Annotated in this window: 20 protein-coding genes; 9 read left to right on the forward strand and 11 right to left on the reverse strand. The window is 55.6% G+C overall.

Features of this window, described 5'->3' with window-relative positions; genetic code table 11:
- On the forward strand, nucleotides 1-753 hold the full coding sequence (gene moeB / locus HWQ14_RS20260; RefSeq protein WP_176610800.1) for a molybdopterin-synthase adenylyltransferase MoeB: 753 nt from the start codon (nucleotides 1-3) through the stop codon (nucleotides 751-753).
- Nucleotides 754-842: 89 nt separating this feature from the next.
- Here moeB and fsa read toward each other — a convergent pair whose 3' ends face one another.
- On the reverse strand, nucleotides 843-1,505 hold the full coding sequence (gene fsa / locus HWQ14_RS20265; RefSeq protein ID WP_176610801.1) for a fructose-6-phosphate aldolase: 663 nt from the start codon (nucleotides 1,503-1,505) through the stop codon (nucleotides 843-845).
- 127 nt (nucleotides 1,506-1,632) lie between these two features.
- Here fsa and HWQ14_RS20270 point away from each other — a divergent pair, with 127 nt between their 5' ends.
- The 4 genes from HWQ14_RS20270 to HWQ14_RS20285 all read left to right on the forward strand — a co-directional run bounded on the left by HWQ14_RS20270 (nucleotide 1,633) and on the right by HWQ14_RS20285 (nucleotide 7,345).
- Nucleotides 1,633-2,532: a glycyl-radical enzyme activating protein gene (locus HWQ14_RS20270; protein WP_176610802.1), complete on the forward strand. Its 900-nt coding sequence runs from the start codon at nucleotides 1,633-1,635 to the stop codon at nucleotides 2,530-2,532.
- 4 nt (nucleotides 2,533-2,536) lie between these two features.
- Nucleotides 2,537-4,969, forward strand: a complete 2,433-nt coding sequence (locus HWQ14_RS20275; protein WP_176610803.1) for a formate C-acetyltransferase/glycerol dehydratase family glycyl radical enzyme — start codon at nucleotides 2,537-2,539, stop codon at nucleotides 4,967-4,969.
- A gap of 154 nt (nucleotides 4,970-5,123) precedes the next feature.
- Complete coding sequence (locus HWQ14_RS20280; RefSeq protein WP_176610804.1) at nucleotides 5,124-5,939, forward strand: Cof-type HAD-IIB family hydrolase; 816 nt, start codon at nucleotides 5,124-5,126, stop codon at nucleotides 5,937-5,939.
- A gap of 149 nt (nucleotides 5,940-6,088) precedes the next feature.
- Nucleotides 6,089-7,345, forward strand: coding sequence for a DUF1479 domain-containing protein (locus HWQ14_RS20285; protein ID WP_148418680.1), 1,257 nt, complete (start codon nucleotides 6,089-6,091; stop codon nucleotides 7,343-7,345).
- Here the strand turns inward: HWQ14_RS20285 and HWQ14_RS20290 are convergent.
- A complete protein-coding gene (locus tag HWQ14_RS20290; RefSeq protein ID WP_176610805.1) occupies nucleotides 7,342-8,415 on the reverse strand; it encodes a LacI family DNA-binding transcriptional regulator in 1,074 nt (357 codons plus the stop codon). The two genes, HWQ14_RS20285 and HWQ14_RS20290, sit on opposite strands and share 4 nt — an antisense overlap.
- A gap of 286 nt (nucleotides 8,416-8,701) precedes the next feature.
- Here HWQ14_RS20290 and HWQ14_RS20295 point away from each other — a divergent pair, with 286 nt between their 5' ends.
- Nucleotides 8,702-10,003, forward strand: coding sequence for an MFS transporter (locus HWQ14_RS20295; RefSeq protein ID WP_176610806.1), 1,302 nt, complete (start codon nucleotides 8,702-8,704; stop codon nucleotides 10,001-10,003).
- Nucleotides 10,004-10,020: 17 nt separating this feature from the next.
- Nucleotides 10,021-12,384 (forward strand): glycoside hydrolase family 31 protein, encoded by a 2,364-nt coding sequence (locus HWQ14_RS20300; RefSeq protein ID WP_176610807.1) that lies wholly within the window; start codon nucleotides 10,021-10,023, stop codon nucleotides 12,382-12,384.
- Nucleotides 12,385-12,473: 89 nt separating this feature from the next.
- Here HWQ14_RS20300 and HWQ14_RS20305 read toward each other — a convergent pair whose 3' ends face one another.
- Complete coding sequence (locus HWQ14_RS20305) at nucleotides 12,474-14,069, reverse strand: ABC-F family ATPase (RefSeq protein WP_176610808.1); 1,596 nt, start codon at nucleotides 14,067-14,069, stop codon at nucleotides 12,474-12,476.
- Between the two features lie 222 nt (nucleotides 14,070-14,291).
- Here HWQ14_RS20305 and ldtB point away from each other — a divergent pair, with 222 nt between their 5' ends.
- Nucleotides 14,292-15,212 (forward strand): L,D-transpeptidase, encoded by a 921-nt coding sequence (ldtB, locus tag HWQ14_RS20310; RefSeq protein WP_148418676.1) that lies wholly within the window; start codon nucleotides 14,292-14,294, stop codon nucleotides 15,210-15,212.
- A gap of 44 nt (nucleotides 15,213-15,256) precedes the next feature.
- On the opposite strand, the gene HWQ14_RS20315 is transcribed toward ldtB, so the two are convergent.
- Genes HWQ14_RS20315 through HWQ14_RS20325 form a run of 3 tightly spaced genes read right to left on the reverse strand, consistent with a single transcriptional unit; the run spans nucleotide 15,257 to nucleotide 18,739 of the window.
- Nucleotides 15,257-15,973, reverse strand: coding sequence for a GntR family transcriptional regulator (locus HWQ14_RS20315; RefSeq protein ID WP_148418675.1), 717 nt, complete (start codon nucleotides 15,971-15,973; stop codon nucleotides 15,257-15,259).
- Between the two features lie 15 nt (nucleotides 15,974-15,988).
- On the reverse strand, nucleotides 15,989-17,311 hold the full coding sequence (locus HWQ14_RS20320) for a PTS sugar transporter subunit IIC (RefSeq protein ID WP_176610809.1): 1,323 nt from the start codon (nucleotides 17,309-17,311) through the stop codon (nucleotides 15,989-15,991).
- A 51-nt stretch (nucleotides 17,312-17,362) separates the two neighbouring features.
- A complete protein-coding gene (locus HWQ14_RS20325) occupies nucleotides 17,363-18,739 on the reverse strand; it encodes a glycoside hydrolase family 1 protein (protein ID WP_176610810.1) in 1,377 nt (458 codons plus the stop codon).
- 482 nt (nucleotides 18,740-19,221) lie between these two features.
- Here HWQ14_RS20325 and HWQ14_RS20330 point away from each other — a divergent pair, with 482 nt between their 5' ends.
- Nucleotides 19,222-19,764 carry a DUF523 domain-containing protein gene (locus HWQ14_RS20330; protein ID WP_176610811.1) on the forward strand — a complete coding sequence of 181 codons (543 nt, stop codon included), beginning with the start codon at nucleotides 19,222-19,224 and terminating at the stop codon, nucleotides 19,762-19,764.
- Nucleotides 19,765-19,867: 103 nt separating this feature from the next.
- Here the strand turns inward: HWQ14_RS20330 and HWQ14_RS20335 are convergent, their stop codons facing one another.
- From HWQ14_RS20335 to HWQ14_RS20355, 5 genes are all read right to left on the reverse strand, one after another.
- Complete coding sequence (locus HWQ14_RS20335) at nucleotides 19,868-20,845, reverse strand: DNA-binding protein (protein ID WP_148418671.1); 978 nt, start codon at nucleotides 20,843-20,845, stop codon at nucleotides 19,868-19,870.
- A gap of 29 nt (nucleotides 20,846-20,874) precedes the next feature.
- On the reverse strand, nucleotides 20,875-21,177 hold the full coding sequence (locus HWQ14_RS20340) for a hypothetical protein (RefSeq protein WP_176610812.1): 303 nt from the start codon (nucleotides 21,175-21,177) through the stop codon (nucleotides 20,875-20,877).
- Nucleotides 21,170-21,517, reverse strand: coding sequence for a hypothetical protein (locus tag HWQ14_RS20345; RefSeq protein WP_176610813.1), 348 nt, complete (start codon nucleotides 21,515-21,517; stop codon nucleotides 21,170-21,172). Before HWQ14_RS20345 ends, HWQ14_RS20340 begins: the two co-directional genes overlap by 8 nt.
- A gap of 119 nt (nucleotides 21,518-21,636) precedes the next feature.
- Nucleotides 21,637-22,497, reverse strand: coding sequence for a hypothetical protein (locus HWQ14_RS20350; RefSeq protein WP_176610814.1), 861 nt, complete (start codon nucleotides 22,495-22,497; stop codon nucleotides 21,637-21,639).
- A 13-nt stretch (nucleotides 22,498-22,510) separates the two neighbouring features.
- The gene (locus HWQ14_RS20355) at nucleotides 22,511-23,305 is read right to left on the reverse strand and encodes an OmpA family protein (RefSeq protein WP_176610815.1); all 795 of its coding nucleotides are present in this window, start codon (nucleotides 23,303-23,305) and stop codon (nucleotides 22,511-22,513) included.
- Nucleotides 23,306-23,337: the final 32 nt, after the last annotated feature.

Here is a 23,337-nt window from a genome sequence, read left to right on the forward strand (position 1 = left end):
ATGGCGGTGGAGCTGAGCGACCAGGAGATGATGCGTTACAACCGCCAGATTGTGCTGCGCGGGTTTGATTTCGAGGGCCAGGAAGCGCTCAAGTCTGCCCGCGTGCTGGTTGTTGGTCTCGGCGGGCTGGGCTGCGCTGCCGCACAATACCTCGCCGCGGCGGGCGTGGGCAGCATGACGCTGCTGGATTTCGATACCGTGTCGGTGTCTAACCTGCAGCGTCAGACGCTGCACAGCGACGCGACCGTTGGCCAGCCGAAAGTAGAGTCCGCCGGGGTGTCGCTGGCGCGCATTAACCCTGACGTTCAGCTCACCCTGATTGATGCCCAGCTGGATGACGAGGCGCTGTTTGCGCAGATTGCGCAGCACGATCTGGTGCTGGATTGCACCGACAACGTCGCCGTTCGCAACCAGCTAAACACCGGCTGTTTTACCCACAAAACGCCGCTGGTGTCCGGCGCGGCAATCCGCATGGAAGGACAGATTAGCGTCTTCACCTATGCTGAAGGCGAACCGTGCTACCGCTGCCTGAGCCGTCTGTTTGGTGAAAATGCGCTGACCTGCGTTGAGGCGGGCGTGATGGCGCCGCTAGTCGGCGTGATTGGTTCGCTGCAGGCGATGGAAGCGATTAAGGTGCTGGCGCACTACGGCACGCCTGCGGCGGGGAAAATCGTGATGTATGACGCAATGACCTGCCAGTTCCGCGAGATGAAGCTGATGCGTAATCCGGGGTGCGAGGTGTGCGGAGGTTAAAGCAAACGGCAACCTTCAGGTTGCCGTTTTAGTGTTTGCTCCCTCTCCCTGTGGGAGAGGGTTGGGGTGAGGGCATCAGGCCGCCCCCGTCAGATCGACGTCCGTCCAAATGCCCCCTGCCAGTCCTGCTCAAACTTCACAATCGCCGCATCCACAGCCGGAGAGGTAATAAACTGCTGCGCCACGTCCAGCGGCAGCGTGATGGACTCGCACCCTGCCAGCAGGCAGTCCAGCGCCTGACGCGGGGTTTTGAAGCTCGCCGCCAGCACCTTTGACTGCGGGGCATGCAGCGTCAGCAGCTGCTGTAATTCCACAACGGTCTGGATCCCGTCTCCGCCCTGCGCGTCCACGCGGTTAACGTAAGGCGCGACATAGTCTGCTCCCGCCAGCGCGGACAGCATCCCCTGGGCAGCGCCGTATACCGCCGTGCCCAGCGTCGGGATCCCTTCTGCCTTCAGCATTTTGATCGCCGCCAGCCCTTCAGCGGTCACGGGCACTTTTACCACCAGATCGTTAATAATCGCGCGCAGCTTGCGGGCGTCTTCTACCATCCCTTCGGCGGTGGTCGCCATCACCTGCGCGAACAGGCGGCCTTTGCCGCCCAGCGCGTCGTGCAGCGCCGGCAGCAGCTCTTCCAGAGGAATTTTACCCGCCGCCACAATGCTCGGGTTCGTGGTCACGCCCGCCAGCGGGAAGATACGCGCCAGCTTTTTGACTGCCGCAACGTCAGATGTGTCGAGATAAAGTTCCATGATGTCACCCTCAAAATTAGCCTGCACTTACCCTATCACGACAAAACCTGCTCAGGAGTTGACCCATATCAAGATAACTTTCATTCGAAAGTAATTTAATCTTCATATGTAATTAGAGGGCGAGAATATGATCTTCAATATACAGCGTTACTCCACCCACGACGGCCCGGGTATTCGTACCGTGGTATTCCTGAAAGGCTGCTCGCTGGGCTGTCGCTGGTGCCAGAACCCGGAAAGCCGCGCCCGCACGCGGGACGTGCTGTTTGACGCGCGTCTGTGCCTGGAGGGCTGTGACCTGTGCCAGCAGGTGGCGCAAGGCTGTATCGACCGCACGCTGAACGGGCTGGTCATCCATCGGGAGAAGCTTGACGACGCCACGCTCGATGCCCTTACCGACTGCTGCCCGACCCAGGCGCTCACCGTCTGCGGTGAAGAGAAGCGGGTTGAAGAGATTATGGCAACGGTCCTGCGCGATAAGTCCTTCTACGACCGCAGCGGCGGCGGGATCACCCTCTCCGGCGGCGAACCGTTTATGAACCCCGAAATGGCGCGTGCCCTGTTCAAAGCCAGCCACGAGCAGGGTATCCACACCGCCGTCGAAACCTGTCTTCACGTGCCGTGGCGCTATATCGAGCCCTCTTTACCGTACGTCGATCTGTTCCTCGCCGACCTGAAGCACGTCGACGGTGAGGTTTTCAAGCAGTGGACGGACGGCTCGGCAAAACGCATCCTGGACAACCTGAAACGCCTGGCCGCTGCCGGGAAAAAAATCACCATCCGCGTGCCGCTGATCCAGGGCTTTAACGCCGATGAAGCCTCTGTTACCGCCATTACCAACTTCGCCGCCGACGAACTCGGCGTTCACGACATTCACTTTCTGCCGTATCACACGCTGGGCATGAACAAATACACCCTGCTCGGCCAACCCTACTCTGCCCCTGACAAACCGCTGGATAACCCTGCCCTGCTGGACTTCGCACAGCAGTACGCCTGCCAGAAAGGGTTAACCGCGACCTTACGAGGATAACACTATGACAACCCTGAATCTCAACACCCTCAGCGAGCGCATCAAGGCGCACAAAATGGCGCTGGTGCATATCGTCAAGCCGCCGGTCTGCACCGAGCGCGCCCGGCACTACACCGAAATGTATCAGCAGCATCTGGACAAGCCGATTCCGGTACGCCGCGCGCTGGCGCTGGCGCACCACCTGGCCGAGCGTACCATCTGGATCAAACACGACGAGCTGATCGTCGGTAACCAGGCAAGCGAAGTCCGCGCCGCACCGATCTTCCCGGAATACACCGTTTCCTGGATTGAGAAAGAGATTGACGATCTGGCGGACCGTCCGGGGGCGGGCTTTGCGGTAAGCGAAGAGAACAAGCGCGTTCTGCATGAGATCTGCCCGTGGTGGCGCGGCCAGACGGTGCAGGATCGCTGCTACGGCATGTTCACCGACGAGCAGAAAAGCCTGCTGGAGACCGGCATCATCAAGGCTGAAGGCAACATGACCTCCGGCGACGCGCACCTGGCGGTGAACTTCCCGCTGCTGCTGGAAAAAGGGCTCGACGGCCTGCGCGCGAAGGTGGCCGAGCGCCGCTCGCGCATCAACCTGACGGTGCTGGAAGACCTGCACGGTGATCAGTTCCTGAAGGCGATTGATATCGTGCTGGACGCGGTTAGCCTGCATATCGAACGTTTCGCGGCCCTGGCGCGCGAAATGGCCGCCGGCGAAACCCGCGAAAGCCGCCGCGACGAGCTGCTGGCCATTGCGGAAAACTGCGACATCATTGCCCACCAGCCGCCAAAAACCTTCTGGCAGGCGCTGCAGCTGTGCTACTTCATTCAGCTGATCCTGCAAATTGAATCCAACGGCCACTCCGTGTCGTTTGCCCGCATGGATCAGTACCTTTATCCGTACTACCGCCGCGACGTGGAGCTGGACCAGAGCCTGGATCGCGAGCACGCCATCGAGCTGCTGCACAGCTGCTGGCTGAAGCTGCTGGAAGTGAACAAGATCCGCTCCGGCTCGCACTCTAAAGCCTCGGCGGGCAGCCCGCTGTATCAGAACGTCACCATCGGCGGCCAGAAGCTGGTCAACGGTGAGCCGATGGACGCGGTTAACCCGCTCTCTTACGCGATTCTGGAATCCTGCGGTCGCCTGCGCTCCACCCAGCCGAACCTGAGCGTGCGTTACCACGCGGGTATGAGCAGCGATTTCCTCGATGCCTGCGTGCAGGTGATCCGCTGCGGCTTCGGCATGCCGGCGTTCAATAACGATGAAATCGTGATCCCGGAATTCATCAAGCTCGGCGTTGAACGAGACGACGCCTACGACTACGCGGCCATCGGCTGCATCGAAACCGCAGTCGGCGGCAAGTGGGGCTACCGCTGCACCGGCATGAGCTTTATCAACTTCGCCCGCGTCATGCTGGCGGCGCTGGAAGGCGGCCGCGACGCCACCAGCGGCAAGGTATTCCTGCCGCAGGAGAAAGCCCTCTCTGCCGGTAACTTCGTCAACTTCGATGAAGTCATGGCGGCCTGGGATACCCAGATCCGCTACTACACCCGCAAATCCATCGAGATTGAGTACGTGGTGGACACCATGCTGGAAGAGAACGTCCACGACATTCTCTGCTCGGCGCTGGTGGATGACTGCATCGAACGCGCGAAAAGCATCAAGCAGGGCGGCGCGAAGTATGACTGGGTGTCCGGCCTGCAGGTGGGGATCGCCAACCTCGGCAACAGCCTGGCGGCGGTGAAGAAACTGGTATTTGAGCAGGGCGTCATCGGCCAGCAGCAGCTGGCGGCGGCGCTGGCGGACGACTTCGAGGGGCTGACCCACGAGCAGCTGCGCCAGCGCCTGATTAACGGCGCGCCGAAGTACGGTAACGATGACGACGGCGTGGACATGCTGCTGACCCGCGCTTATCAGACCTACATTGAGGAGCTGAAGCAGTATCACAACCCGCGCTACGGCCGTGGTCCGACCGGCGGTAACTACTACGCGGGCACGTCATCCATCTCCGCAAACGTGCCGTTTGGCGCAGCGACGATGGCGACGCCGGACGGACGTAAAGCGCACACCCCGCTGGCGGAAGGGGCAAGCCCGGCTTCCGGTACGGACCATCTCGGCCCGACGGCGGTTATCGGCTCCGTGGGTAAGCTGCCTACCGGGGCGATCCTGGGCGGCGTGCTGCTTAACCAGAAGCTGAACCCGTCGACGCTGGAAAACGACAGCGACCGCCAGAAGCTGATGGTGCTGCTGCGTACCTTCTTTGAGGTGCACAAAGGCTGGCATATTCAGTACAACATCGTCTCGCGTGAAACGCTGCTGGAAGCGAAGAAACACCCTGACCAGTACCGCGATCTGGTGGTGCGCGTGGCGGGCTACTCGGCGTTCTTTACCGCCCTTTCCCCGGATGCGCAGGACGATATTATCGCCCGTACCGAGCATACGCTGTAACGAAGCATCCCCTCTCCTACAGGGAGAAGGGAAAAAAGACTAAAGCGGCAACGTCGGTTGCCGCTTTGCTTTTACTTTCGAATGAAATTAAATTTGTGCTCCCCGTCACCTTGTTATTAGAATGTTTCAAAACGCAGTGACCCAGGAGCACAGTATGACCGTAAAAGTTATCGTCACCGATATGGACGGAACTTTCCTTGATGATGCCAAGCAGTACGATCGTGACCGCTTCCAGGCACAGTTTGAACAGCTTAAAGCCCGCAACATTGAGTTTGTCGTTGCCAGCGGCAACCAGTATTACCAGCTCATCTCCTTTTTCCCGGAGCTGAAAAACCAGATCTCCTTCGTGGCGGAAAACGGCGCGCTGGTTTTCGATCATGGTGAACAAATTTTCCACGGCGAGCTGACCCGCCATGAGTCGCAGATCGTGTTTGGCGAACTGCTGAAAGACAAAGGGCTGAATTTTGTGGCCTGCGGTCTGGAGAGCGCCTACGTCAGCGACCAGGCGCCGGACGCGTTCGTGGCGCTGATGTCAAAGCACTATCACCGCTTAAAGCGTATCGGCGACTACCGCGACATTGACGACGTGCTGTTTAAGTTCTCTCTTAACCTGCCGGACAGCGATATCCCGAATCTGGTCGATAAACTGCACGAGTCCCTGGACGGCATCATGAAGCCTGTTACCAGCGGCTTCGGCTTTGTCGATTTGATTATCCCCGGCCTGCACAAAGCCAACGGCATCAGCCGCCTGCTGAAACGCTGGAAAGTCTCCCCGCAGGAGTGCGTGGGCATCGGCGACAGCGGCAACGATGCCGAGATGCTAAAGCTGGTGAAATATTCCTTTGCCATGGGCAACGCGGCAGAAAGCATCAAAGAAATCAGCCGCTACAGCACCGACAATAACAACCACCAGGGCGCGCTGAACGTCATTCAGGCCGTACTCGACAACCACTCCCCGTTCGACGCCTGATCCTCTCCTCGCCGGAGCCTTGCTCCGGCCTCTCACTCTTTTTCCGTCCTGTGGCTTGCGTCAAGTTTTTAAACTTGCATTAACTTAATTTTAACTTAAAGTATCACTTGTAGACAATTTTACTTTCGAATGAAAGATGCGAGGCAGTTATGACCTTTACCAGTGAAACGTTGCCGGCGGATCACAAAGCGGCAATCCGTCAGTTAAAACGTGAGTTACGCGCGCAGATCGGCGACGTGCAGGCGGTGTTTAATAAGCTCAGCGATAAAATTGCCACCCGCGTGGCGGAAATCAACGCCCTTAAGAACAAAGGCGAAACCGTCTGGCCAGTGATCCCATTCGCGGATGTGAAAAACGGCACCCTCACCGACGCTCAGCGCGAGGCCGTTAAACGCCGCGGCTGCGCGGTGATCAAAGGTCACTTCCCGCGCGAGCAGGCGCTGGCGTGGGATCGGTCGATGCTCGATTACCTCGACCTCAACAGGTTTGACGAGGTTTACAACGGTCCGGGAGATAACTTCTTCGGCACCTTAACGGCCTCTCGTCCGGAGATTTACCCCATTTACTGGTCTCAGGCGCAAATGCAGGCGCGCCAGAGCGAAGAGATGGCGCAGGTGCAGTCGTTCCTGAACCGCTTATGGACATTCGAGAGCAACGGCAAGCAGTGGTTTAACCCGGACGTGAGCGTGATCTACCCGGACCGCATCCGTCGTCGTCCGCCGGGAACCACATCGAAAGGGCTTGGCGCGCATACCGATTCCGGCGCGCTGGAGCGCTGGCTGCTGCCGGCCTATCAGCAGGTCTTTGCCCGCGTCTTTGACGGCAACGTGGAAAAATACGATCCGTGGAACGCCGCGCACCGTACCGAAGTGGAAGAGTACACGGTGGATAACACCACTAAATGCTCGGTGTTCCGCACCTTCCAGGGCTGGACGGCGCTGTCGGACATGATCCCCGGCCAGGGGCTGCTGCACGTGGTGCCGATCCCGGAAGCGATGGCCTATATTCTGCTGCGACCGCTGCTGGACGACGTGCCGGAAGATGAGCTGTGCGGCGTGGCGCCGGGGCGCGTGCTGCCGATATCCGAGAAGTGGCATCCGCTGCTCATCGAAGCGCTGACCAGCATTCCGGCGCTGGAGGCGGGCGATTCCGTCTGGTGGCACTGCGACGTGATCCACTCCGTCGCGCCGGTTGAGAACCAGCAGGGCTGGGGCAACGTAATGTACATTCCCGCCGCGCCGATGTGCGAGAAGAATCTCGCCTACGCGAAAAAGGTGAAGGAAGCGCTGGAAACCGGCGCGTCGCCGGGAGATTTCCCGCGCGAGGATTATGAAAAGAGCTGGCAGGGCCGCTTTACCGTGAGCGATCTGAACATCCACGGCAAGCGCGCGCTGGGCATGGCTTAACTGTCGTACAGCCCTTCCCGCTCAACGGCGGTGCGTCGTTTCCCCTGACGTATCCGCCGTACCGACTCCCGCACCGTCAGCGTGCCGTTAAGCAGCAACGTTCCCACCGGCGCGTCCGGGCGCATCAGCCGCTGCTGAAGCATATATACCGCTTCCGTCCCCAGCTCGTCACGCGGGACATGTACCGCGGTCAGCGGCACGTCCTGAATGGCCGCCAGATTAAAACCGTCGATGCTCATCACGGAGACATCCTGCGGCACGCGCAGGCCCTGCTTTTGCAGGGCGCTGATGGTGCCCGCGGCCATAAAATCGCCGCCTACCAGGAATGCCGTGGGCAGATCGTTGCCTTTCTGCTGGTTAAGCCACTCGGTCACCCGCTGCTCCGCTTCTCGTGCGCTGAAGCTCGATACCACCAGCAGATCGCGACGGTCGCTAAACGTCAGGTTATGGGCGCTCCACGCGTCGCGGATCCCCGACAGGCGCTGCTCCATGGTGTAGCGCCGCAGGCAGAGCACGTTCATCACCTCGCGGTGCCCCATCTCGAACAGGTAATCCGCTGCCCGCTCGCCAATGGCGCGATGATCCGGCGCAACGGCAGGCAGGCGCATGTGCCGGTCCCGGCAGTTAATCAGCATGCAGGGCTTCCCCACGTCCACCGCCAGATCGTGGATATGCGGATCGTCGATGCCGAGGAGGATCGCCGCCTGGGTGTCCGCCTCGTTTATTCGCGCCAGAAACAGCTGGGCGTCGCTGTCGTTTTCTTCCAGCGCGCAGTAGCGCAGCCGAACCTCGTGCGAGGCAAGCCCTTTGCTAACGCTCTGGATCACGCGGTAGTAAAAGATGTCGGACCGCTCGTCAAACGCCCGCTGTGGAGCAAATACCACCAGGCTGTTAAGCAGCAGGCGCCCCGCCGCCATGCCCTCCATCACCCCAAGCTCCCGCGCGCACGCCAGCACCTTTGCGCGCGCTTTTTCGCTGGTGTTGGCCTTTCCCGCCAGCACGCGGGAAACGGTGCTGATGGAGAGCTGGGTACGGGCAGCGATTTCGGTGATTTTAAGCCTTTTGTCCATTTTGTGATCTGGCTCCATATGTGAAATGAAAAAATTTTCACAGTGTGTTTATCAGGTAATAGCTTAGCTGAAGGCCATAATGCCCAAAAACGCCCCGCATTTATGAGAAAGTTTGCACAAAATCCACTATTCCCTGCCCGTTTTCTTTCATAAGGTGAACCTGTCACACAACTTCCATACTAGTTGTATAGCAGCCTAAGTCTCTAAAACCGATAACTTTCAAAAACCTGACGCTGCGTGACGCCTGAACCTTTGTCCCCTTACCGTCCGTCTTGTGGAGAAGAAAATGAGTCAGGACATCAATAACACCCTTGCGACAAGCAAAACGCGTCGCGTCATCAAGAACCTGCGCTGGTACGTGCTGGTGCTGTTCCTTCTTGGCGTGACCGTCAACTACATCACCCGAAACTCTTTAGGCATTCTCGCTCCGGAGCTGAAGGAGAGCCTTGGGATCACCACCGAGCAATACTCCTGGATCGTCGGCGCGTTCCAGATTGCCTATACCATTTTCCAGCCCCTGTGCGGCTGGCTGATTGACGTTATTGGCCTGAAGATTGGCTTTATGGTCTGCGCCGGGATCTGGGCGCTGATGTGTATCTTCCACGCGGGCGCCGGAAGCTGGCTGCACCTCGCTATTCTGCGCTTCTTTATGGGGGCTTCCGAAGCCGCCGCGACGCCGGCAAACGCCAAAACCATCGGTGAATGGTTCCCGAAATCAGAGCGCCCCGTCGCCGCAGGCTGGGCGGGCGTGGGCTTCTCCGTCGGCGCGATGCTGGCCCCGCCTATCATCTACTTTGCCCACGCGTCGTTTGGCTGGCAGGGCGCGTTTATGTTTACCGGCGTGCTGGCGCTGGTGTGGGTGATCCTCTGGTGGGCGTTCTACCACAACCCGGAGCAGCACCCGAACCTCAGCAGCGATGAGCTGGCGTTTATCAAGCAGGATAATGAACCGCCTGCGGTAAAACTGCCGTTCCTGACCGCGCTGAAAACCGTCTCGAAGAACAAACGCTTTTACGGTATCGCCATTCCGGCCTTTATGGCGGAACCGGCCTGGGCGGTGCTGAGCTTCTGGGTGCCGCTCTACCTCGCCAAAGAGCACGGCATGGACCTGAAGCAGATCGCGATGTTCGCCTGGCTGCCGTTCATGGCCGCCGATCTCGGCAGCGTGGCGAGCGGCTACCTCACCCGCCTCTACACCCGCTGGTTTGGCTGCACGCGCGTTAACTCGGTCGTGGCAAGCTCCGTAACCGGGGCATTTCTGATGATTTCCCTGGCGGTCGTGGCCGTGACCCGCGATCCGTATATCACCATCGTGCTGATCTCCATCGGCGGCTTCGGGCACCAGATCATCTCCTGCATGCTGAGCGCCCTGGTCGTGGAGTCGTTTGATAAGGGCCAGATGGCGACCGTCAACGGCATGCGCGGCTCGGCGGCGTGGATCGCCAGCTTCCTGTTCTCTCTGTTAATCGGCGTGACCGCCGACAAAATCGGCTTCAACCCGCTCTTTATCGCCATGGGTTTCTTCGACCTGATTGGCGCTGTTTTCCTGGTGGCATTTATTGCTGAACGTCGCGCCAAGCGCGCCTGATAGTGGATGTATTGCATATGAAAACCCTGAAAAACTGGACCGTCGATAAACAGTCGGCGAATCATCTGGAACTGCTGGTGGATAATCAGCATCGCCTGTGCCTGTACGTGCTGGAAGAGAACCTGTTCCGCGTGCTGATCAAACGTAAAGGAGAGCTGGCGCTGGACCGTACCTGGAGCATCGCCCCTGAGCAGGACGTGCCGTGGGAAGGCCGTCGTCGTGACGATATTAGCGGGTTCTCCTGCCCTGCCTGGACGCTGGCGCAGGAGGGCGACACGTTAACCGTAGCGACAGAACAGCTGCGCGTAACCGTTCATCAGCCCCTGTGGCTCGAGTGGCACTACCGTAACGACGCGGGCGAGTGGCAGCCGCTGGTCCAGGATCGTCCGACCAGCGCCTACCTGCTGAACGCCCACGGCAACGGCGTGGCGCACTATCTGAGCCGCCGCCAGGACGAGCGTTTCTATGGCCTCGGCGAGAAAGCGGGTGATTTACAGCGCAACGGCAAACGCTATGAGATGCGCAACCTCGACGCGATGGGTTACAACGCGGCCAGCACCGATCCGCTGTACAAGCACATCCCGTTTACCCTTACCCGCCGCGACGACGTGAGCTACGGCCTGTTTTACGACAACCTGAGCAGCTGCTGGCTGGATCTGGGCAACGAGATCGACAACTACCACACCGCCTACCGCCGCTGGCAGGCGGAAGCGGGCGATATTGATTACTACCTCTTTACCGGCAGCCGCGCGCTGGACGTCACTAAGGCCTTCGTTCGCCTGACCGGGAAAACGCTGTTCGGGCCGAAATGGAGCCTGGGCTACAGCGGCTCGACCATGCACTACACCGACGCGCCGGACGCGCAGAACCAGCTGATGAACTTCATCCGCCTGTGCGACGAGCACGCCATTCCGTGCGACTCGTTCCAGCTCTCCTCCGGCTATACCTCCATCAACGGCAAGCGCTACGTCTTTAACTGGAACTACGACAAGGTGCCGCAGCCGAAGGCAATGAGCCAGGCGTTCCACGACGCGGGGCTGCGGCTTGCGGCCAACATCAAGCCGTGCCTGCTGCAGGATCACCCGCGCTACGGTGAAGTGGCGGAACGCGGCCTGTTCATTCGTGATTCAGAAACCGATGCACCGGAACGTTCAAGCTTCTGGGACGACGAAGGGTCGCACCTCGACTTTACCAACCCGCAGACGGTGCAGTGGTGGCAGAACGGCGTGACCACGCAGCTGCTGGAGATGGGCATCGACTCAACCTGGAACGACAATAACGAGTACGAGGTGTGGGACGGAGAAGCGCGCTGCTATGGCTTCGGCAGGGAGATCGCCATCAAGCACATTCGGCCGGTGATGCCCCTGCTGATGATGCGCGCCTCGCTGGAAGCGCAGCAGCGCTTCGCGCCGGAGAAACGTCCTTATCTGATCTCCCGCTCTGGCTGCGCGGGGATGCAGCGCTACGTACAGACCTGGAGCGGCGACAACCGCACCAGCTGGGACACCCTGCGCTATAACATCCGCATGGGGCTGGGCATGAGCCTGTCCGGGCTGTTTAACGTCGGCCATGACGTCGGCGGTTTCTCCGGGGATAAACCCGATGCCGAGCTGTTTGTGCGCTGGGTGCAGAACGGCGTGATGCATCCGCGCTTTACCATCCATTCCTGGAATGACGATCGCACGGTGAACGAGCCGTGGATGTATCCGGGCGTCACGCCTGCCATCCGCAGCGCGATTGAGCTGCGCTACCGCCTGCTGCCGTATCTCTACACCCTGCTCTGGCAGGCGCACGCCGACGACGAGCCGATGCTGCGCCCGACCTTCCTCGATCACGAGCACGATGCGCAGACCTTCGAAGAGTGCGACGAGTTCCTGCTGGGCCGCGACCTGCTGGTGGCAAGCGTTGTGGAAGCCGGGCAGCGCGAGCGCCGCCTCTGGCTGCCGGACAACGAAACCGGCTGGTACGATTTTTACACTCACGAGTGGTTCTCCGGCGGACAGTGGATCGTCCGCAACGCGCCGCTGGAGCAGCTGCCGCTGCTGGTGCGTGCAGGAGCGGGCCTGCCGCTCAGCGAACGCATCCGGCACGTGAGCGCCGATAAAGACGATACCCGCGAGCTGAAGCTGTTCCCGGTGAAAGGCGTCGGCACCAGCACCGGTCTGCTGTTTGAAGACGACGGTGAAAGCTGGGGCTACCAGAACGGCAACGCGCTGTGGGTAGAGTGGGAAATGGTGTGCGACGCGACAACCATTAACCTGAAGGTCAACGCGCGCGGCGACTATCGCCCGGCGTGGAAAGCGCTGAAGGTGTCGTTGCCGGCGGGGGAAAAACGCAAGCTGCTGGTGAATGGGGTTGAAGGGGGCGAATGGGTGGTGTAGTTCGGCCTGATGCCCTCACCCTAACCCTCTCCCACGGGGAGAGGGGATAGAACGTAGGCCGGGTAAGGCGAAGCCGCCACCCGGTTTTTTTAACTCTCAATACCTTTGCTGCACAGATAATCTTCGTAGTTACCGGTGAAGTCCACCACGCGCTCTGGCGTAATTTCAATCACGCGGGTCGCCAGCGAGCTGACGAACTCACGGTCGTGGGAAACGAAGATCAGGGTGCCCTGATACATCTCCAGCGCCATGTTCAGCGATTCGATAGATTCCATATCCAGGTGGTTGGTCGGTTCGTCCATCACCAGGATGTTCGGTTTTTCCATCATCAGCTTGCCGAACAGCATACGGCCCTTCTCTCCACCGGAGAGCACTTTAGCAGGCTTCTTGATGTCATCCTGGCTGAACAGCAGGCGCCCCAGAATGCTGCGCACCGCCTGCTCGTCGTCGCCTTCCTGCTTCCACTGGCTCATCCAGTCGAAGACGGTGAGGTCGTTTTCGAATTCGTATTCATGGTCCTGCGCGTAATAACCAATCTGCGCGTTTTCAGACCACTTCACGGTACCGTTGTCCGGCTGCAGTTCGCCGACCAGGGTTTTCAGCATGGTGGATTTACCCACGCCGTTAGCGCCCAGAATGGCAATCTTCTCGCCCACTTCCAGCAACAGGTTGAAGTTTTTAAACAGCGGACCCTCATCGAAGCCTTTGGTAAGGGCTTCCACTTCCAGCGCGTTACGGAACAGTTTCTTGTCCTGCTCGAAGCGGATGAACGGGTTTTGACGGCTGGAGGCTTTAACTTCTTCCAGCTTGATTTTGTCAATCTGACGGGCGCGCGAGGTGGCCTGACGCGATTTAGAGGCGTTGGCGCTAAAGCGGCTGACGAAGGATTGCAGGTCGGCAATCTGCGCTTTCTTCTTGGCGTTGTCGGCCAGCAGACGTTCACGCGCCTGGGTTGCCGCCGTCATGTATTCGTCGTAGTTGCCCGGGTAGACGCGCAGCTCGCCGTAGTCCAGATCCGCCATGTGGGTACAAACCATGTTCAGGAAGTGACGGTCGTGCGAGATGATGATCATGGTGCTGTCGCGATCGTTCAGCGTCTGCTCCAGCCAGCGGATGGTGTCGATGTCCAGGTTGTTCGTTGGTTCGTCAAGCAGCAGGATGTCCGGGTTAGAGAACAGCGCCTGGGCCAGCAGCACGCGCAGCTTCCAGCCTGGCGCGACTTCGCTCATCGGGCCGTAATGCTGTTCGACCGGAATGCCCACGCCCAGCAGCAGTTCGCCCGCACGCGCTTCCGCGGAGTAGCCGTCCATCTCGCCGTACTGGGTCTCCAGATCGGCCACTTTATAGCCGTCTTCTTCGCTCATTTCGGCGAGACCGTAGATACGATCGCGCTCCTGCTTCACTTCCCACAGCTCCGCGTGCCCCATGATCACGGTGTCGAGCACGGTAAACTCTTCGAAGGCGAACTGATCCTGACGCAGCTTACCGATGCGCTCGTTCGGATCGAGCGACACGTTGCCCAGCGTCGGCTCTAAATCGCCGCCGAGGATCTTCATAAAGGTGGATTTTCCGCTACCGTTGGCACCAATCAGGCCGTAACGGTTGCCGCCGCCAAATTTGACGGAAATATTTTCGAACAGCGGCTTACTGCCAAACTGCATAGTGACGTTGCTGGTAACTAACACGGAGAGATTCCTGCGAAAAGTGTGATAAACGCGGCATTATGCCACAATTCCGAATTGAGATCCCGTGTTGCGGCAATCCACTAAACTTTAACAAATTCGAAAAAAATGTGATTTCGTACACATCTGAATTCACTGTTAGCGGGAATGCACATATAATGCGCTCCCATTACAGATTCAGTCTTATCAACTCATCGCCGGAATGGCTTAGATACCTCGCATAACATGAACATGAAATTAACAACGCTTTTTGCGGCGGCGTTAGCCGTAGTAGGTTTTTGTAAGACCGCTTCTGCGGTGACGTATCCCCTGCCTACGGACGGTAGCCGTCTGGTGGGTGAAAACCAGGTGGTGACGGTACCGGAAGGCAACACCCAGCCGCTGGAGTACTTTGCGGCGCAGTACCAGCTCGGCCTGTCTAACATGATGGAAGCTAACCCGGGCGTTGACCCGTATCTGCCGAAAGCGGGAACCGTGCTCAACATTCCACAGCAGCTGATCCTGCCGGACACCGTGCACGAAGGTATCGTGATTAACAGCGCCGAAATGCGTCTGTATTACTACCCGAAAGGCACCAACACCGTGATCGTGCTGCCAATCGGTATCGGCCAGCTGGGCAAAGATACCCCGCTGAACTGGACCACCAAAGTTGAGCGCAAGAAAGCGGGCCCGACCTGGACGCCAACGGCCAAAATGCACGCCGAGTACATCGCTGCGGGCGAGCCGCTCCCGGCAGTTGTGCCTGCCGGCCCGGATAACCCGATGGGCCTGTACGCGCTGTACATTGGCCGTCTGTATGCGATTCACGGGACCAACGCCAACTTCGGTATCGGCCTGCGCGTAAGCCACGGCTGCGTGCGTCTGCGTAACGAAGACATTAAGTTCCTGTTCGAAAACGTGCCGGTCGGTACGCGCGTGCAGTTCATCAACGAACCGGTGAAGGCGACGTCAGAGCCTGACGGCAGCCGTTACATTGAAGTGCACAACCCGCTGTCCACCAGCGAAGAGCAGATCAACAACAACGAAATCGTACCGATTAAGCTGACCAGCGCGGTGCAGTCCGTTACCTCTCAGGCGGATGTAGAAACGACGGTCGTTGACCAGGCGATTCAGAACCGTTCCGGTATGCCTGTGCGCCTGAACTAATCGCGAAACGCGTAAAAAAAGCGGGCTTTGATGCCCGCTTTTTTTTATCCGTTATTGACGATAACGATGCCGCCGTGGTCGTAACGATAGTGACAGTGCGCGTACTCCAGCGGCGTACCGTCCTCCAGATAGATCACCTGCTCCACCTCCAGCACCGGATCGGTTTGCTCGCAGACAAGATGCTGCATATCCAGCGCGCTGGGCTTCAGCGCCCGCACCACGCGATACGACCCCATGATCTTCAGCCCCAGCGTCTCCTGAACATACCGGAACACCGAACTCTCAAGATGGGTTTTATTCAGGCCGGGCACCAGGCTGAGCGGCATCACGGTGGAATCAAGCGACATCGGCTCGCCGTTCAGCAAGCGCAGACGGATAAAATCGTAAACCGGCGTATCCGGGTTAATCATCAGCGACGCCTGCTCTTTCTCGTTCGGGAAGCGCAGCTCAAAGTGCACCACCTGACTGCTCACCGTGCCCAGATGTTCCCAGGTTTTCGTGGCGCCGAAGTAGTCGCTGCCGGAGAGATCCCACTGCGACAGCTGAAGGAAGTTTTTGCGGATAAACGTGCCCTGCCCCTGGCGGGTATACACCAGCCCTTCAACGATCAGCTGGCGCATCGCCTGCTGAATGGTCATCCGGCTGGTGCTGAACTCCGCCGCCAGCGCAAACTGGTCCGGCAGCGGTTCATTGGCGGCGTACTGCTGGCTGATAATCCGTTTCTTAATTTCCCGCGCTATGGTGATGTACTTCGCCGCCATCGTCCTTCCTTATGATTAGTTTTTTGTCCCGCTGTTTTTCAGGGCCACTCGCTCGGCAACGTTGAGGAAAGGCAGGTAGAAGAATACACCAAATACGATGATTGCCAACTGCACCACCACGGCGCGCCAGTCCCCCGCCGTCGCCAGCCAGGCGCTGAGGAGCGGCGGGGTTGTCCACGGGATCATCACCACGCAGCGCGACATCAGCCCAAGCGTGGTACAGAGCCAGGCGAAGTAAATGCCGATGGCGGGCAGCAGCACAAACGGGATCATCAGCGGCAGGTTAAAGACAATCGGCAGGCCGAAAATCACCGGCTCGTTGATGTTAAACAGGCCCGGCGCCAGCGACAGACGCGCCACCTGCTTCGCCGACCGCTGCCGCGAGAAGATGAAGATAGCAATCAGCAGCGAGATGGTGCTGCCCGTTCCGCCCACCATGCCAAAGGTCGGAACGAAGATACTGTTGATGATGTGCGGGATCGGCTGACCACCGGCAAAGGCCAGCATGTTTTCGTTGGTGTTAATCAGCAGAAACGGCTCCAGCACCACGCTGTTCACCACCGACTGGTGAATACCGAGCGTGAACAGGAAGTTGCCGAAGCTGTAGATAAAAATCGTCCCCGGCAGGCTGGTGTTAATCAGCCGCAGCGGCTGCTGAATAAACGTGGTAATGAGGTGGATCAGATCCGTGTGCAGCACGTTTGCCAGCAGCGCCGCCAGCACCGCAAACAGCGACAGCGTAAGGATTGTCGGGATCAGCGCGGTGAAAGACTGGCTGACCGCCGGCGGCACGTTCTCTCCCAGCGAGATATGCAGCACCCTGAGCCGCGAAATGGCGATAAACAGCTCGGTTGAAAGCAGCCCAATCAGCACGCCGGCGAAAATGCCGGTGGAGCCGATATTGGCGAAGGTCAGCACCTGCGTAACGTTTACCGCGGCGTCGCTGCCGACGGGCGTAAGCGGGACGCGCATCGGCATCATAATGATAAAGCTGCTGACGGCGATAACCACTGCCGAGACCGGATTGTCGAAATCTTTGTTGCGCGCCAGCGACCAGGCAATCATCGGCGCCAGCAGCAGCGCGGCGATATTCAGCGTGCCGTTGACGATCGCCTCGCCCCACACCTTAAATCTCACCAGCGTGTCGCCTTCAAAAAGCCACGGGAAGACCACGTTGTTCACCAGCACCGCCAGGCCGGCGAGGATGAAAATCGGCATTACCGTGGCGAAGGCGTCGCGCAGGGAGCGAAGGTGCACCTGGTTTGCCAGGCGCGCCGAGAACGCTACAAATTTATCGACAAAAGACTGCATGTGCGGTGTGATTTTTGTTTCAGACATAGCGGAGAGTTCCCATCAATCAGTCACAAAAACGGCCCGGCAGCGTACGGCTTACATCTCGCGTCCGTTGGTATGGATGACCTGTTTTAACCACGCGTAGCTTTTCTTCGGCACGCGCTTCAGGTCTTTCAGGTCATGGTTTTCGCGGTTGACGTAGACCACGCCGTAGCGCTTACGCATGTCCCCCTGCGAACTGAGAATGTCGATCAACCCCCAGCCGAGATAGCCCATAACTTCAGCACCATCCTCAAAAATGGCGGCCTTCATGGCCTCGATATGCGCCCGGTGATAGTCGATGCGGTAGGTGTCGTCGATCGGGTTTACGCCGTCCCAGGATTCAATCACCCCGATGCCGTTTTCAATCGGGAACACCGGCATCCGCCAGTCGTTGGCGTAGCGGGTGATGATGGTGCGAAAGCCCAGCGGATCGATCTGCCAGTTCCACTCGGTGGCTTTCAGGTACGGGTTATTTTTCTCGCCGTGCAGCAGGTAATAGTTCACCGGCGTGCCGTCCGGGATCGCATCGCTGTCGAGCGTTTTGCTGGCATAGTAGCTGAAGGCCATAAAGTCGTTTTTGGTTCTCGCGAACAGCGCAAGATCCTCAGCACGGTAGATATCGCCGAACCCTTCCTGCTCCACCACCGCCATGACCGCCGGGCTGTAGCCCTGGCCGGCAAAGACGCGCAGCAGGTTCTGGTTGAGAAATTCGTCGTACTGCAGGGCGCAGAAGACATCGCGCGGTTTGCAGGTGGCCGGGTAAACCAGCTGGTGCGCCAGCATGCCGCCCATCAGCTGGCCCGGCTTTGTCTGGTGCAGGTATTCGGTTAACGCCATGTGCGCCACCATCGCATGGTGCTGGAGCTCATACAGCTCGCGCAGGGTTTGCTCCCCTTTCATATAGCCGGAGATGCGGAAGGCTTCCGGCATATGGAAAATGTTCTGCTCGTTGAAGGTCAGCCAGTACTTCACGCGGTCGCCGAAGCAGTCGATCATCTTTTTACCGTAGCGGATAAAGGCCTCCACCACGCGGCGATCGTTAAAGCCGTTGTACTCCTGCGCCAGCGACAGCGGCATATCGAAATGGTACAGGCAGATCATCGGCTCTATACCGCGGGCGATCAGATCGTCGATGAAGCGGCCGTAAAAGGCGATGCCTTCCTCGTTGAACTCGCCGTCGCCCTGCGGACAGACCCGGCTCCAGGAAATCTGGAAACGGTAGCAGTTCATACCCAGATCCTGCATCAGGTCGAAGTCTTCCCGGTACCGGTGGTAGGAATCCGTGGCAACTTTCCAGTCGGAGATGTTTTCTCCCGCCTCGCGGATGTCGTAGACCGACATTCCCTTTCCGCCCTCATTCCAGGCCCCTTCCGTCTGCATGCTGGATACCGAGTTGCCCCATAAAAAGTTGGCCGGCAGCAATTTGTTCATGCTCTCTCCCTATATGACTAGTCATTTAAAATATTATGACTAGTCATATAGGTGAAGATGAAATGTCGATCAAAGGGGAGGATCGTTTTTTGTGAGCGGCGCAATAAAAATGCGTTCGCCGCGATCGGGACCGGCTCACTGGTGCTGATGTACTAAAACGCCGCACGCGCGCCGGGCATTATCCCACGGGTACGGCTTAAGAGCTGGGCATCGGCTGGCGTTAACGCCAGCATGATGGGACTGGAGCCAGTTCCAGCAGCCCAGTGCATTGGCGGGGTCAAGCTATTGCGGTAATTGTCGAAGTTATTTAACGGTTCGCCACCGTTGACCCGGCAAAAGATTTTGTCGGCTCAAGTAGCATGAAAGCTACCGGTCGAAGATGCGTGGAGTTACCGGCACCCGGCACGTATCAGCCCTGCAATACAAAATCGTAAGGCAAGGTGTTACAATCCTTAGCGTTCTCTTCTGAACATTCAAATACAATGATGAATAAAATTCTGGTCAGTGCCTGCCTGATGGGGCTTAAAGTCCGTTATAACGGAAAAGAGAAAGCGCAGATGAGTCAACAACTTGCTCTCTGGCAACAGGAGCAGCGCCTGGTGATTCACTGCCCTGAGCTAGCTGCCGGGCTACCCGTTCCGAGACCACCTGCGGAGATTGTGTCGGCCGATGGTAGAGACGTAATGTGCGGACAAGCCAGAATAATTGAAAATACTGGAACGGATGTAACTGCTCATTATCAGCTTGCAGCCTGGCTCGCTCTGCGAGCAGCACGAGAATCAGGATGTGCAGCAGCATTGTTAACTGATGGTAGCCCAACGTGCGGAAGTCAGTTTATCTATAACGGTTCTTTCAGCAATCAGCTTAAATCGGGTATGGGAGTGGCGGCATCACTGCTCTCCGATCATGGTATTGCGGTATTTTCCGAAACCCAGTTTGCGGAGCTTGTTATCTGGATTCAAGAACGGGAACGAGCGGTTAACCACATAGAGCGCAATTCTGTTCAGAATAGGTGTGATCTTTAAGCCCGCAAGGTCGAGCAGGTAAGAACAAGTGAAAAATTCACTTGTTCTTTCGAATTAATAAAAAGGGATTTGTTTATTAACGCATGCTTTTATATCAAAAATTTTAATTACTCGTTTGAGCTTCCCACAGCATTGCCTTTTGCTCATATGAGACTTTGGCTTTAGGGGAATCATCTGCAATCTGTGAACGTCGTATAAAAGCCAACTGCTCGCGAACATCTGAAACCTCTTTACGAGCTTCAGCACGTGAAAGCTCCAGCTTGTTTGCTTTTTCCTGAGAGCGAGCCAATTCTTGATTTAGCTTATGAATTTGTTCTTTAGCTATGCTTTCATGCGATTCAAGCTTTGCAGCTAAAGTAACCTGTTCATTTCTTGCTCGTTTCAATTCTGAAGTAAGTTGTCTCTCTTTCTCTGCAGCCTGGTCCAGGCGAAGTCGCATCCCAGTCAAATTATTTTCATATGATTGTCTTTCCTGTTGCAGCGTTTGTTCAACAGAACGCAGTGACTCCTGAATGCCGTTTACTAATTTTTCTGTAGTTTCTTCGCGCTGTCGTATTGTTTGATCCTGAGCCTGAACTCTTTCTTTGAGTTGATTAATTTCCATACCGCGTTGACGGGACAAAAGTCTCTCAGATTCAAGAGATTGCGCTAGCCAGGTATTTTCAGAAAAAGCTTCCCGAAGTTTTTCTTCAAGCTCTTCAACTGTCTGCGCAGCATCAGCGAGCTCACGTTCTGCTTGTGCCGTTTGTTCTCCGGCAGCTCGGGTGACTTCTGATACTCGTCGCTCTGCTGCTCGTACAGCTTTGTTGTTTAATTCAGTTGCCAAATGAACGATACGTTCAGTAAGGGATGCTGCTACGGTTTTAACTTCCTCAGCTACTTCTACAGGGAGACCATCACCACTATTTACATTTATACTCGAATGTGATGTCTGGTATTCATCCCAAACTTGCTTCAATGTTCCCGGGTTTCCACCTCCAATTCGATTACGGAGTGCAAAGCCTGTAACGTTTCGTCCTTCACTTTGCAATGCAATGCCCGCATCGATAACTTGTTTTGGTTCATATTCTGCATCAATCATAGCGCTCTCACAATAATTTAATCATTAGTCTAAAAAATGCTAACTACCAGACCAAAAATCACAACAATGATAAAAAATACAACCAGTACTTTTGTACCTTTCTTTTTGTGGCATTTAAGTGACTCATGTAAATCCTTTTTAGTCACTACCTCAGAAATTAGTTGTTGCAAGTAAAACAGTTCTTCAGTGACCAGAGAGAAAGCCTCAAGACATTTATCTGAAGATTCTTCGTCACGTTTGATATTTTCTGTACCCTTAGGGTTATTTAAGCAATCTTCGCCCTCATTATCTGGGAATAACATTTGCCACTGGATTATTATGTCGTTAGCCATCCCCACTCTCCTTTTTCTGCAGTTTTGCCATCCAGTCAAAAACAATCATACTGTGATATCGGCTGATGTAACCACAATGCGTGCAAACAGTGAGATATTCTGCATTGTCTGGAGTAATATCAAATGCATGATTAATTGACTGATACCATACATAATGCCCCTTACCACCATCCATTTCTCTGGTAGGTATATATAACTTGTTTATCCCACATGATAAACATACCTTACTGGCCTCCCTTTCCAATAAAAATTCACGGAAGATCTCTGGACTAACCTGAGAGAAAATATGGTATAAAGACTCATCTTTGCTTGCGCATGCAACTTTTTCTATTTCACACACAAAATAAACCCTTTGAGATTTTTTATTATAAAAGCCCCTTACTTAAAGACTATAACTCTAAATAAGAAAGCTTTCTGTTTGCTGGCATCTCTTAAAGTTAAGAGATGCCGCATTTTTTATTATTTAATATTCACATTTACAAAATATTCTTTACCTAAAATCTTACCATTACCTAACCAGTCAACACCTCTAACTCTTAACAACGGCACACTCCCTGCCTGGGATAGTTCATAACCGTTAGAATCGAGTACAGCGAAAGAATTATCTTTTACTACAAAACTAACGAAATGGTTATTATTCGAAGCAGACGTAAGTAATTTAATTTTATTCAGATAAGACGGTGCGTGCTCGGTAACAATTTGGACGACTTTTTGCTGCCAGCCAGAAAAAGTGCTAATATCCTTCGATACTTCCATATTTGCAGCAATCACTCCGAACAATTCAGCATCAGCTTGTGCAATATTGAGACGAGACTGTGCACTACGGAAAAATCGTTGCTGATCCAGTTGATGTTGTTCCTGCTTTGTTTCTTCTGCTGCTTCTTTTTTCTTCCAGAATTTCCAGCTTTCAGAATCTGACGGTTTCTTAACACTCTCAGATTTTACTGGCATCATCCAGGCTGAGGTATTAACTGTATCGAACAGCGTTGAAGCCATCCAGGCAGTACAGATCGATTGCTGGCTTCTCAAATCACTGTTTAAAAGCACGGCAGTACTGCGATCTAGTTTCTCATCTTTTAAAGAATTAACAACGTCATCTTTATTTTTTGCTCCCTGAGCAATAGCGCATATCTCCTGCATTAACACATCATTTCGCTTCCCATTTACACTCGGAGTCATACGAATAAGCGTTTCTGCAATAATATTATATGAAGGAATCGATAGCGTTTTTGCTGCCTCCTGCGGAGCACCTAACACTACATTTGATGAGCAGAGGATTCCCAATCCCGCTGCAATCATGATCTTATTGAATTCACTCATTTATAATCCCTTATTAGTTTAGTTCAACAGTAACTCGGCGGTTTGGAGCCAGACACTCCACAACGGCTAGTGTTTTTGGACCCGCGCAATATTTAATGGCATTGCTCTCTCCCATTCCATATGCTTTTACAGCATTAGAAGGAATACCATTTTTAACCAGTAGTGATTTTACAGCTATTGCTCTTTTATAAGATAATGTTTCGTTTTCAGCCGCCCCCCCAAAACGATCTGTATAACCAGTAACAATAACATTTTGCCTTTTAAAATCAGGATTAAGTTCTAATATTTCCTTAGCAAGTGCTTCTATTTTACCCGAGCCAGCTATATTTAGACTAGCACTTCCAAATGCGAATAATGACTCTGCACTTAAATCCTTATGTAGCACTACTTTGTTTGTCTTGGCTGATGGCGTTAATTTTGCAAGACAGTCTTCCGGCTTAAAATAAAAACCACGAGCTTTCATTTTATCATCAAAAGTGATTTTGTATTGGCATGTCATTACTTCCCCACCAGGAGCATTAAAATGGAGTATATAATCCCACTCTTTTACAAATAAAACTCCCTCATGAAAATGAGGCGCCCCCATCAGTTCGTAAATCTGCGCCTTCGTCATATTATCTCTTACAAGCGACAGATTTTCTAATGAAACATAGGAACCTTCCTCCCTAACAGCGGATATCATTTGAGGAAATTTTGGTGATCCTGTTTTTCCAGAATCACTAACTTCACTCAATGTTCTGGTACAGCCGGCCACCAGAATAACAGCCATAAGCGGCCAATGAGAAAAAAGGTTTTTTTTCTTAGTCATAATATATTTATCTCAGTTTTACCAAGCCGGGT

The sequence above is a fragment of the Enterobacter cloacae genome, from assembly GCF_013375935.1.
Taxonomy (GTDB): domain Bacteria; phylum Pseudomonadota; class Gammaproteobacteria; order Enterobacterales; family Enterobacteriaceae; genus Enterobacter; species Enterobacter pasteurii.